Genomic DNA, 12,255 nt, shown 5'->3' on the forward strand with positions numbered 1-12,255 from the left:
GAGGTTTTACCTTTTGTATCCATACTGCAACGTACCTGTGACATGAAGCATCCAGACATCCTTGTCATCCTGGGTCATAGGCATAGCAACTTGACTGTAGAGCCGAAAATCTATCGCATGCGCTGCGCTTGCTTCCAGAACAAATTGAATCTTGCGGGTTCCATGTTCTGGCAAGAGCAACATTTTTTCAATCTGCAATTTATGTAGACGATAATTGGTATCTCCAAAGGCTTCGGCCGCTGCGGCAAGCGCAATTTCCGCATAGGTAAACATCGAGAGAGCCACGGCTCCTTGTATGCGATGATGCTGTAATTGCGACAGCCGTGCTGCATCCAATTGACTCTCCCAGACATGAATATTGGCGGCCGGAAGTCGAATCTGATAGTTATCAAGCAGTGGATGCCTGCTTGTTGACTGAACGACATCGCTATGAGCGACAACTGTAGCCTCTTTTTCTGCTGTCTGCTTGTTGTCTATCCAGTAGCGTTGTCGGATAAAAGGATGCCCTGGTAGCGTGACATAACGGCGTTGATAGTCGCGATCAAAACCAGACCAATTTATCTCTATCCCGTGCGTGTAAAGAGCCGCAACGGTAGCAAGCAACGTCTGCCAGTTTTCTTGTCCTTTACGAAGACTGCTATACCAATGATACCTCGTCGCCTGCTGCTCTCCCGACTGCGTCAGGCTCGTTTGAGCCATCGTCGTAAGGACAGCATGGGGTCCAAGTTCAATAAAATGGGTGATACCTGCCTGAACCAGGGTCTGAATGCTGGCGGCAAATTGTACAGTCTCACGAGCTTGTCGTCGCCAATACTGCGCATCTATCGTGTCACCAGGCCATATAACTTCTCCACTCAGATTACTGACCAGCGGGATACGTGCTGGCTGTGCAGGAAGCGTCTGCGCATACTGCTCAAAGGACTCAAGCATCGGCTCTAACAGAAACGAGTGGAAGGCATGCGAAACGTGCAATGAGCGTGTGATGATACCCTTCATTTTCAATTGCTGCTCCACGGTATCAATCGCGGTCTCAGTGCCTGAAATGACTATATGTTGTGGTCCATTGATAGCGGCAATACTGATCTCCGACTGAAAAGACGTGCGCAAGTCAGACCAATCACTTAACGGAGCCAGCACAGTCAGCATCGTGCCATGAGAAGGAAGTGCTTGCATCAAACGTCCACGTCTGGTCACAAGCTTGAGCGCGTCTTCCAGGCTGAGTATTCCTGCAATACAGGCGGCCACATACTCGCCAACGCTATGCCCCATTACCATATCGGGTGCGACGCCCCAGGAGCGCCAGAGTTGAGCGAGCGCATATTCCAGCGCAAAGAGTGCTGGTTGTGTATAGGATGTCTCATCCAGGAGTTTTTGTTTTTCGGTATTGGTATAAATGACTTCAAGTAACGAATATTCGAGTTCATCACGCAGAATCACATCACAGCGCGTGAGTGCCTGACGAAAAGTTGGCTGTGTCTCGTACAATTGGCGTCCCATATCCGCATATTGCGCCCCCTGACCAGTAAAGAGAAACGCGATCTTACGCGAGCTTGTCTGAGTCATCAATTTTTGAGGAGGAGTCCGAGCTGTCTCTTGCAATTGTAAATTGAGCTGCGTCTTTGAAGAGGCAACAAACGCTTTTCGATACGGGAAATGTTTTCGTCCCGTGTTGGCGCTAAAGGCAATATCAGGGAAGGATAACGCGTTTGGCTCTTGAAACAAAGCGATGTAACGCTGTGTCAGGAGAGCAAACGCTTCCTCGCTTTTGGCCGAGAGTGTCAGCAGATGTTGTGGGCGTTCATCCACGGCGGGAGTGCGCTCAGGCGCTATATGCTCGTGAGTCACAACGGGAGCGGCCTCCAGAATCACATGTACATTTGTGCCCCCAAAGCCAAAGGCACTTACCCCTGCCAGTTGCCGCGCCTGTTGCGGCCATGGCTGCCGTGTCGTGGCAAGCTGTAAAGGCCCCCCTTCAAGTTGAATACGAGGATTCAGTTTTTGGAAATGCAGGTTGGCTGGAATTTCCTGATGCATGAAGCTAAGCACTGTTTTAATCACGCTGGCAATACCAGCGGCCGCCTCTAGATGTCCAATATTCGTTTTCACAGCGCCCAGCCAGCATACTTGTTGCGCATCACGCTGTGGAAGCAATACATTTTTGAGTGCAGTCACCTCAATCGGATCACCCAGCGACGTACCAGTTCCATGGGTTTCGATATAGCTGAGCTGCGCTGCCGACACGTTGGCGTTCACCAATGCCTCACGGATAACCATCTCTTGCGCTGGGCCATTGGGTGCCGTCAAGCCATTGCTGGCACCGTCTTGATTGGTCGCAGACCCACGCAAAAGAGCAAAAACACGATTTCCATCACGCTGTGCATCAGCCAGGGGCTTGAGTAAAACCAGACCACAGCCCTCACTACGTACATAGCCATCGGCGCTTTCATCAAAGGTTTTGCAATGTCCATCGGGAGACATCATATGAGCTTGCGAGAACGTAAGCGTTGGTTCGGGTGTCAAAAGCAAGTTTACGCCACCGGCGAGCGCCAATGAGCTTTCGCCGCTACGGATACTTTGAGCGGCCTGATGAAGTGCCAGCAAAGAAGAGGAACAGGCGCTATCGAGAGCCATACTTGGTCCACGCAGATCAAACGCATACGAGAGACGGTTCGCGGCGATACTATGCGCATTACCAGTACCCACATACGCATCCACCGAGCCGGCTTGTTGCTGTAAGAGCGTATAATCGCTACCGCTGATGCCAATGAAGACGCCAGTCCGACTGCCAGCCAGCGTATGAGGAGCCAGAGCCGCATGTTCAAATGTCTCCCAGGCCACCTCCATCAGGAGTCGTTGCTGAGGATCCATCTTTACAGCTTCACGAGGAGATATTTCGAAGAACGTCGGATCAAATTGATCCACATCGGACAAAAAACCACCCCAGCGGGTATTCATCTTATTCGCCGCAGTTGGACCAGCTTGATACCATGTATCCAGTGACCAGCGGTCAGCAGGTACTTCCGAAATAGCATCAACACCATCATGCAATACCTGCCAGAAAGCGTCGATATTGGGTGCTCCTGGAAAGCGACAGGCAAATCCAATAATCGCGATGGCATCGGTTTCCCGGGTTGATGCTGAATGGTTTACTTCTGCAACTCCACTTTTTTGCGTCTGTTCTTGAGGAAATATTTCGTCGGAAAGATAGTATGAGAGTGCATCAATCGATGGATAATCATATATCAACGTTGGAGAAAGCGAGCGTTGCAACCATTGTGCTAAATCGCCCGAGAGACTCACCGCAGCCACAGAATCAAGTCCATAGTTGACGAAAGGGAGATGAGGATCAATGGTGTGAGGATCAAGTTGTGCACGTTGGGCGATCTGCTCGCTCATCCAACGCACAATTGCGTGTCTGTCAGGTGTCGCTTGCGCAGGAAGAGATAGGTGCGTTGCTGCCGCTCCCTCCTCTTTGGCAAAGGGTGGCCTATCAGATAGTTGGGCTGTTTGTGTCTGGACGGCTTTCTGGCTCCATTGATACACAACATTGAGGCTTTCATCGAGGAAACTTTGCTGACAAGCTCGACGTTGAATTTTGCCACTCGTCGTTTTAAGAATGGTACCGGCACGGAGCAGCGCGATGGCAGAAACTTCGATATCGAAATCCACGACGATTTTTTGGCGTATGGCTTGAACAATCGCCGTTTTCTCCCACTTTTGATGATGTCGCTCGATTTCTTGCACAACGACCAGATGTTCGCCTTGTTCATCATTGAAAGAAAATGCGGCGCAGCATCCTGCGCGGAGAGCAGGATGGCTGTTTTCAACACTGGTTTCAATGTCCTGTGGATAGAGATTACGGCCGCGTATAATAATCACATCTTTGAGGCGTCCCACCACAAAGAGTTCTCCCTGTAAGGAAAAGCCCAGATCGCCTGTTCGGAGAAAGGGACCCTCGTTACTATTCTGCATAGAGGCCTGAAACGTCTGCTGGCTCTCTGACGGTCTGTTCCAATAGCCAGCCGCAATATTTGGACCAGAGGCCCAGATCTCGCCAATCTGGTCAGAGGCGCATCTGGTCAGACTCACTGGATCAACAATCGCAATCTGTTGTCCTGCCATGGCATGTCCACTGCTCACAAACGGACGTGTCTGAGCACTTTGGGCTGGGTTGATAATAACCCGTCCGGTCTCGATCGCAGCAGCGTCAACATACTGCACGCGTGGAGATTGCTCTCTAAAGCTACCAGCGACAAAAAGCGTGGCTTCCGCCAGACCATAACAGGGATAAAAAGCCTCTTGACGAAATCCACATGAGGCAAATGTACGAGAAAAGCGCTCAAGGGTTTGGGGCTGGATCGGTTCGGCCCCTGAAAAAGCCACCTCCCAACTACTCAAATCGAGCTCGGCAATGTTTTCAGGAGTTGCTTTACTCACACACAGATCAAAGGCAAAATTAGGTGCTCCACTTCCTTGTGCGTGATAACGAGAAATAGCACGTAGCCAGCGTAGAGGTTGTTGGAGGAAAGCAGCGGCAGGCATAAGTACCAGCGGCCCCCCAACATACACCGTCTCTAATATTCCTCCCATCAATCCCATATCATGATAAGGAGGCAGCCAGCTAACCATCGGAATATCTGGTCGAAACCCCATTCCCTTTTGAATAAAGCTGGCGTTGCGTATCAAGTTATTATGAGTAATCATCACGCCTTTGGGCGCTCCGGTCGAGCCCGATGTGTATTGCAGAAAGGCAACAGTCTCACCCGTAATAGCTGGTATGCTCCAATCATAGACATCACCTTCTGCTTTTTTCACGTCCGTCGCAATCCACTGTATCTTCTGGATATATGGATTATCCGCGAATTTTTGCTGCAAAGACGTCAAAATTGGCAGTGTGGTCAAAGCAATCGTCGCTTGTGCATCGCGCAGAATGGCCTCAATACGTTGCAGATTATGGTTCATCTTAGGGGGATAGGCAGGGACAGCAATGACCCCTGCATATAAACAGCCAAAAATAGCCGCGAGATAGTCTATACCGGAAGGATAGAGGAGTAACACTCGCTCACCGGACTGCTTCATCTGAGCTTGTAGGAGTGAGGCTATATAGCAGGCTTGCTGATGGAGTTCTGCATATGTCAAAGGTGTTTCGCGTTCTTCACCATCGGCAAGAAATATGCAAGCTTGTTCATCTGGCTGTTGTTCTGCTCTCCAACGCAGTAAATCAACAAAATTATCCCCGAAATGATTTGGTTTCTGAATGATTGTATTCACATATTCCTTGTGAAAAGAGAACTCAATGGTTGTTGCATAAAAAATTAAATGTGTTGATGGTCACTTAAATAGTGAACTCATGCACCAAAAACTACAACTATTATGCATGAGAGTCGTGCTAAAATGCAAGTGAAATATACACAAAATAACGGCCAGATTTATGGTACTGCGCAAACCATATTTGACGGTTAACTTTATTTATGTTTATCATTATACAATGGGTACTGTTTATTCTATTTCGCAATTAACAAAGATATATAAGGGAAGCACAACCAGGGCCAACGATAACATCTCGTTCTCTATTCAGGAAGGAGAAATCTTTGGTTTGCTGGGTCCAAATGGAGCTGGTAAATCCACCTTGATTAACCAGCTCTCTGGCTTAACGCGTCCCACATCCGGCTCTATTCATCTCTATGGCATGGATGTCACCAGGAATCCGCACATCATCCCTGAATATATCTCCCTCCAAACGCAAGAGATGTTCGCGTTACGTGATCTTTATCCCGAAGAAGCATTACAATACACAGCACAATTGCGTGGCTGTTCACGTGCTGAAGCGCGTAAACAAACCAAAGCACTCGTGGATGAGCTAGGTCTTGGGGAGTTTCGTAAAAAGCTCATGCGCCATCTTTCAGGGGGTCAGCTACGCCTTGTCCACCTTGGTCTGACCTTCGTGGGCGATCGACCGATCCAAATCTTTGATGAACCGACCAACGATCTCGACCCGGTCGTACGCATCAAAGTATGGGAAAAACTGTTCGATCTGAACCGCCAGGGCAAGACCATCATCATCGTCACGCACAACGTGCTGGAAGCCGAGCGTATTATCCAGCGCGTGAGCATTATTAACCATGGACGCCTGCTTGCGCTTGGCACGATTGGTGAGTTAAAGTCCCAGGTTGATCAACGCATCAGACTTGAAGTGATCTTAAAAGCTGAATATGCCTCTGTCGAGGCATATCGCGAGCTATTTGCTTCACTTGGTGAGGTCCACAACCGGACACCGCAACATGTAAACATTCTTTGTGATCGTGACGCTACGCGTAGTGCCATGGATCTCATCATATTTCAGATCGGACTCGACAAACTGGAAGATTTTCGTGTTCAGACTCCTTCGCTAGAGGATGTCTATCTGAAATTTGGAGGTGGAAGCGACCTTGTCGAATAAACTATTGGCGTCTGAATTACAACATGGAGATATGGCATTACCTCCCTATCCTCGACGACGCTTTACTATTCTTGCCGCTATAAGACAATATATCGTCATGTTCCGTATCATGTTAGTTGAGTATCGGACAATCTGGTTTCTCCAGGTCTTCATGGGATTACTCCTGCCAGCTGGTATCATCTTTTTTTTGAAAGCTGTAGGAGTGGTCAAAAGTCAGGATCAGGCCATCTTCTTATTAGGCGGCAACATGGCAGCCTCAATTGCCTTCGGCCCAACTAACTTCCTCATTTCAAAAATCGGCTGGGCCAAGCAAATCAAAGAATTCGAATATTGGATTGCTCTCCCACTGGCAAAATTCACACTGGTTTTTGCGATTATTACGGTCTCTTTACTATTCGCGCTACCAGGCATTATTGGTATCTACGTCATCGGTAGCTTGATCTTCGGCTTACCATTAGCAGTAAATCATCTCTTACTGGCACCATTAATCCCACTATGTGTCTTGCCAATGACAGCGTTAGGAACCTTGCTGGGTTGTTATACTCCTAATGGACAAATAGCAAACATGATGGGAAATATCCTACTTATCTTTGTTGGTTTTCTTTCCCCCATGATGATTCCCGCGAACGTGCTTCCATTGCCTTTACAGATCATCGCACGGTTTGTACCTACAACCTATGTCGCCGATGCCTTTCGTGCTGTTCTCTCCAATCAGCTGCATCTCAATTTTGCCTTTGATATAGCTATTCTTGTTTTCTTTTCCATCTTTTTTCTTACGCTGACGTATATCTTTCTCGATTGGCGTACTGCATGATAATCTAAAAAAAGCGCTGGCCATCTTTTCGAAAACAGAACGATGATCTACCAGTTTATTGCCGAGGCTCAGTAGGTGCTTTGATACTCTGTGTTCTTTTCCCGGCGTGTTTTCCCGGCAACTTCGCGTTCTATATTCGGGCTGCCGCTGTGACTGGGTTCTTCGGAAGAGACTCTTTCAGCAATCTCTTTACCTTTTTTAGTCATTCTAGATAGTCCTTTCTTCTTGGGTAAGGCATGGATAGAATACTATCTTATTTTCAGTGTTACATACGTCTTTTTGTGACTAAAAGCAATTAATGGCCACCCAAAAAACCATAAATTGGCCGTTAAGCACAACTAATCAAGCTCAAACACCCTTGCTTGCTACAAAGCATAAGTTGGCCGAAAGTACAAATTTTATGAACAGTTTTCATCGGCTTCTGAAGGGCGCTCAGCATTTAGCAACCTCGAAAGCATGTAACGAATGACAAGTTTTGAGCTTGAAAACGCGATCTTAAAAACTGCCATAAAACGATATCTTGACCTGGGCGGCCATATTATCCCATTAGTCACACTCCCATTTGTCGATCGGGTCTATCTCACGCAAGATTCATTTTTGAGTGATACAGGGATGAGAGGCCTCTTTGGGCGCACTACGACGTACCATGAAACGGTAGAACCGTTGAGGAATTTTCAGTAGCAACGGATACTGTTGCTAAATTCATTTACCTGGCTGAGGCCAACGAGGAATATACACTCATATCTGAGCACAGAAAAACAATTTAGCAACAGTCTGAGCAAGGAGACAGCGTTGTGCAACTGCTCAGGGGCCTAGTGTTTCCTTGATCTTTGACCCCGTGCGTTGACGCAGGCGACGAGGAGTACGATGCCAGTGAGAAGCTGCCAGAGAAGGATCGTGTAGACCGAGACGCGTTCAGGAATGCCGGACGGAATACGACCAATCGTGGGAAAGAGAACGATCACACTCACGATTCCGATGAAGCCGAGGACGATGCTTATTCTGCCGAACCAGCGTGGAGTCTTGAGACGATGCCATTGGAAACCCGTCACGATTGCGATGGTGTTTCCCGCCGGAATTGCCATGAAAGCACCGAGGAAGTGGAAGGCGACGGTGCCGTTTTCGGTTGCGGCAGCGGATCCGTGAAATGTTCCCACAAGAATGATGCCGATGCTATAGAGAAGCGCAAGAGGAAGATAGACCCATTGCGACGCCTTCGAAAAGAGCCGCAGTAGCAGGATACTGGCGATGAGAAAAAGCGCTCCCTGGATAATAAATCCTGTATTCATAAGATTGTGAAGTGGTGAACAAATCTGTCGGCCTTGAAAGATACTGCAATCGGGTACTCCAAGGTCGCTAATCCAGTTGGATGCGTAGCTATACACGGGTGTCTTCCACGCTGAGGCAGTGATCGCCTCTAGCGCCAAATATTCGCATACTGCAATGATCAAGAGAGTGGCTGCAGCGATGCTCAATCCCTGGTCCCGCTGGTAGGTACCCGCAAATGTGCTCGGATACGGCTGATCCTGGCGTACGGTTGGTCTATAGTCAGTCATAGTTGTGCCTTTCTGTTGTCTGGGAGAGGTGAAGAGCCTCTTTCAGGAGGGAATTACACCGACTTGTTGCAATAATTGCAGCGTGTCTGCACAGAGCCAATATTCGACGATTTTCCCAGCTTCGACACGAAAGAGGTCCATCCCTGCATACTCAACCTGTTTTCCAACTGCATCAGGTGAAGCTCCTGGCATTCCCCCTTGATAGATTGCACGAAAGAGCCATCGACCCGCAACATGGTCTTCATCTGCAAGAGGACCAACCGTCGTCGTAAAGCTGTAGTCAGTAAAGGCTCTGACTGCCGCACCAATCCACTGCTTCAGTCCATCGGGACCATGTACCTCACCAGGACTATTCCCAATGGGAGCAAAATGAGTGACGAAGTTTGGTGCAATGATTTCATCAGCAATGGACAGATTTCCATTCCATAACGCAATCCAGGGGAGCCAGAGTTCTTTGTTTGATGGGAAAGACATAGCATATTTCCTTTTCCGTTCTTCTCTTTCATTCGAGTCCAAACGTTCGGACATTTTTAATATACAGAGAGTGAGAACATTTGTCAAGGGTTTGCATAAGGAAGCCACATGGGTATAACTGAGCAGCGTAGAAACAAGAATGAGCACAAAGTATTACCGGACATTTTGTGTTGGGGGAAATCGCTCCCATCTTTCAAAAACTTGGATCAGCGCCTAGACGACTTCGAGCAGTATCTCATGAGGGAAGAAGCCCCTTCATCGCCGACGCTGATCAGATGATTGGAGTCACATACGACTACTTTGCTCGCCGCTCCAGGTTTTTTTGCTGTTCAGGAACAGGTTTCCCCAAAGCATAGGTGATGAGTTGGTTCCAAAACGGGATAGAGCTACTGATGAAGAGAATACATCCAATGAAGGCACCCAATGCGATGATGAGTTGCACCTGCTCCAAATGCAGCACATCATAGAGCCCCCATGCCAGGAAGCTGAGGATGGTAAGGATCACAACGAGCACACCGCGAGACCGATCCTGGGATACCAGCAACGCATGAATTCCCTTGTTCTCTTCGGTCAGACCACGGACTTGTACCTGTTGCAGGAACCACGCCGCGATGCCCACAAGATAGCACGCTGCATAGGCAAGGAGCCATCCACGCATGTTCCCATAGATGAAATGGACAAGGAAGAGTTCAGCTGCGACGAAGGCAAAAGGAACGATCGAATCGAGCAAGCTCGGCAGCCAAACATAGGCCTGAACCATCATCAGATATTCGTTCCAGATATCGAGAATGACCAGGAATGTTGTTATCGTAAGCAGCCATGCCACCGCATCAAATCCTGTATTGGTCGCTTCGACACGAGCGACCAATGTTGAAAGAGTCACGCCCTGGATGATGCTTGCAAGCGTCAAATAGGCTGGAGCGAACTGGCTTTTCAGACGCTGAGCAACCTTGTTGGCCTCGGTGTCTTCCAGACTGGTCTTGTTCATGATGAAGCCTCCGATAGGTGTTGTTATCAGAATAATGATAGATCTTGAGTTCCTATACTGTAAATCACGGAATGAAGTGAGCCAAAATGTGATAATCAGGGGGTCGCACTCTCACTTTTTGAGGGAATCATGACCCACTTATGTGTACATATTCCTCCCATTTCATTCCGTGTTTTACACTTTAGGCCATGCCAGGGACCAGCACAACTTTGCCCACCATGTTGCCTGACTCGGCCAGGCGCATCCCTTCAGCCGCCTGCTCCAACGGCACACGTTTATTTCCTGCTTAAACCGCTTCTCAGCGCTGGTCATAGGACAGCATATGCTTCGATGATGAGGACAAAACCAATGTCAAATCACAGGCTTGTTTCTGGCTGGTGAGCCAGACAATGCTCTTAGCCAGCTGACCATCTTTGGCATGATGAGTTCTGGAGCCTCTCGCTGTGGATAATGTCCCAAATCATCCAGAATAACCACCTCGGCATCAGGTATCTGGCGCTGAAGCTTTGCTGCAGCCTCACGTACTCCTTGCTCGTTGGTAAAGTCAGGATCTTTTGTACAAAAGTACGCCAGTGTTGGAACGCTCATCTGTGCGAGACGCTCATCCAGGCGAGGAGCCAGGAGCATACCCGAGATACTTTTCATGCTCCCTGGCTGTTTGAGGCTAGTACGCAAGCCTTCCAGGTAGTCAGAATCTACTGGACGCGAGGGATAGAGGTTCTTAAAGTAACTCGTCCAGATCGCCTGGCTTAGAACGGGAATGCGTAGCAACGTAGCAAGCAGAACAGGTAGTATCATGTTTGATGGTGTATAGACCATCGGACTAATCAGTACCAATCCCACTATACGATCAGGATGTTCCAGTGCAAACAGGCCCGCCGAGGCTGCTGATATTGAACATCCTACCAGAAAGACACGCTCAATATGCTCAGCTTCCAGAATAGCCTCTATATCGGCTGAGAGAGCCTGGATGGTATAGGCGGTAAAATGTCCACGAGATTGCCCCATCCCGCGCAGGTCAGTGGTGATGACACGGTATCCAGCCTCTATGAGTTGGGGAGCAGAGTGCTCAAACTCGCGTCGCGTATCTCCCATACTCGGCAGGCAGAGCACAACAGGCCCCTGACCGGTAGCCTCATAGGCTAGTGTTCCACCGGGAACTGTGATAAACGTTCCATTGCTTTCCATATTTTGCGCCATGGTAGGTATTCCTTCTCCTGCTTTAAAGTCCAAACGTTCGGACATTTTTAGAGTTAAAAAAGCATAGACATTTACGCCGGAATAGGTACAGGTTCGCTAAAGAGGATACCAAAGCAGACTTGCAGGATGTACTCTACTCTCGTTTCCTGATTTGCTGGGCCAAACGCCGCCTGGTCTATGATCACCCGACTGATCATACCGATTATCATACTGAACAGAGCATAGTCGGCGATCTGGCGCACCGGATACTCTCTTCTACGCAGCTCTTGCAAAATGTTGACCAGGAGAAGATCCGAAGGCTGTAAGCCTTTTTCTACGACATAAGAAGGCGCTTTTCCCTGAATTAATATCTCCTGCTGCACACGCAAAAAGCAAAAGGCATATTCCTGTCGATGACTTACTCCCCAGGTAATAAAAGCCCTGGCGATAGCGACAAGTTTCTGTAAGGGTTCTGGATCAGTCATAGTATATGCCAGCATTACTACGCGATCCCTTTCTCCCATGATATCTTGTAAAAGGGCTGATGCCACCTCCTCCTTGCTTTTGAAGTGTGTGTACAGACTGGCCTTCGACTTAAATCCCGCCGCCTGACGGATATCATCAATCGATGTGCCATCATATCCACGTGCGCTGAAGAGTTGAAGGGCTGATTGTAAGATGAGGGCGCGACTGTGTGAGCTATGCTTCTCGCTATTGGTTAAAACCATTATTGCCCTTCTTCTCTTTCATTCGAGTCCAAACGTTTGGACATTTTTAATATACAGAGAGGGAGAACATTTGTCAA

9 protein-coding genes are annotated in these 12,255 nt (G+C 48.4%); 2 read left to right on the plus strand and 7 right to left on the minus strand.

What is annotated here, in order from left to right; genetic code table 11:
* Positions 1-6: 6 nt before the first annotated feature.
* Positions 7-5,271, minus strand: coding sequence for a beta-ketoacyl synthase N-terminal-like domain-containing protein (locus tag AC27N8_RS02880; protein WP_487063763.1), 5,265 nt, complete (start codon positions 5,269-5,271; stop codon positions 7-9).
* Positions 5,272-5,488: 217 nt separating this feature from the next.
* Between AC27N8_RS02880 and AC27N8_RS02885 the strand changes: the two genes are divergently transcribed.
* Together AC27N8_RS02885 and AC27N8_RS02890 are read left to right on the plus strand one after the other, a co-directional pair.
* Entirely contained in the window at positions 5,489-6,439 is a 951-nt protein-coding gene (locus AC27N8_RS02885; RefSeq protein ID WP_487067894.1) for an ABC transporter ATP-binding protein, read from the plus strand.
* Positions 6,429-7,253 carry an ABC transporter permease gene (locus AC27N8_RS02890; RefSeq protein WP_487063765.1) on the plus strand — a complete coding sequence of 275 codons (825 nt, stop codon included), beginning with the start codon at positions 6,429-6,431 and terminating at the stop codon, positions 7,251-7,253. The genes AC27N8_RS02885 and AC27N8_RS02890 overlap by 11 nt, the downstream gene beginning before the upstream one ends.
* Positions 7,254-7,321: 68 nt before the next feature.
* Here AC27N8_RS02890 and AC27N8_RS02895 read toward each other — a convergent pair whose 3' ends face one another.
* The 6 genes from AC27N8_RS02895 to AC27N8_RS02920 all read right to left on the minus strand — a co-directional run bounded on the left by AC27N8_RS02895 (position 7,322) and on the right by AC27N8_RS02920 (position 12,178).
* Positions 7,322-7,459, minus strand: a complete 138-nt coding sequence (locus AC27N8_RS02895; protein WP_487063767.1) for a hypothetical protein — start codon at positions 7,457-7,459, stop codon at positions 7,322-7,324.
* A 606-nt stretch (positions 7,460-8,065) separates the two neighbouring features.
* The gene (locus AC27N8_RS02900) at positions 8,066-8,809 is read right to left on the minus strand and encodes a DUF998 domain-containing protein (protein WP_487063769.1); all 744 of its coding nucleotides are present in this window, start codon (positions 8,807-8,809) and stop codon (positions 8,066-8,068) included.
* Between the two features lie 42 nt (positions 8,810-8,851).
* Positions 8,852-9,283, minus strand: a complete 432-nt coding sequence (locus AC27N8_RS02905) for an ester cyclase (protein ID WP_487063771.1) — start codon at positions 9,281-9,283, stop codon at positions 8,852-8,854.
* Positions 9,284-9,578: 295 nt separating this feature from the next.
* On the minus strand, positions 9,579-10,271 hold the full coding sequence (locus AC27N8_RS02910; protein ID WP_487063773.1) for a hypothetical protein: 693 nt from the start codon (positions 10,269-10,271) through the stop codon (positions 9,579-9,581).
* 351 nt (positions 10,272-10,622) lie between these two features.
* The gene (locus AC27N8_RS02915) at positions 10,623-11,471 is read right to left on the minus strand and encodes an alpha/beta fold hydrolase (protein ID WP_487063775.1); all 849 of its coding nucleotides are present in this window, start codon (positions 11,469-11,471) and stop codon (positions 10,623-10,625) included.
* A gap of 71 nt (positions 11,472-11,542) precedes the next feature.
* Entirely contained in the window at positions 11,543-12,178 is a 636-nt protein-coding gene (locus tag AC27N8_RS02920) for a TetR/AcrR family transcriptional regulator (RefSeq protein WP_487063777.1), read from the minus strand.
* Positions 12,179-12,255 lie beyond the last annotated feature (77 nt).

Source organism: Dictyobacter sp. Z7_2 (assembly GCF_057551105.1).

Excerpts from the sequence above, each read along its gene's own strand:
- AC27N8_RS02885 (WP_487067894.1), top strand. The coding sequence starts at position 5,489 with ATGGGTACTGTTTATTCTATTTCGCAATTAACAAAGATATATAAGGGA.
- AC27N8_RS02895 (WP_487063767.1), bottom strand. The coding sequence starts at position 7,459 with ATGACTAAAAAAGGTAAAGAGATTGCTGAAAGAGTCTCTTCCGAAGAA.
- AC27N8_RS02910 (WP_487063773.1), bottom strand. The coding sequence starts at position 10,271 with ATGAACAAGACCAGTCTGGAAGACACCGAGGCCAACAAGGTTGCTCAG.
- AC27N8_RS02920 (WP_487063777.1), bottom strand. The coding sequence starts at position 12,178 with ATGGTTTTAACCAATAGCGAGAAGCATAGCTCACACAGTCGCGCCCTC.
- AC27N8_RS02900 (WP_487063769.1), bottom strand. The coding sequence starts at position 8,809 with ATGACTGACTATAGACCAACCGTACGCCAGGATCAGCCGTATCCGAGC.
- AC27N8_RS02915 (WP_487063775.1), bottom strand. The coding sequence starts at position 11,471 with ATGGCGCAAAATATGGAAAGCAATGGAACGTTTATCACAGTTCCCGGT.
- AC27N8_RS02905 (WP_487063771.1), bottom strand. The coding sequence starts at position 9,283 with ATGTCTTTCCCATCAAACAAAGAACTCTGGCTCCCCTGGATTGCGTTA.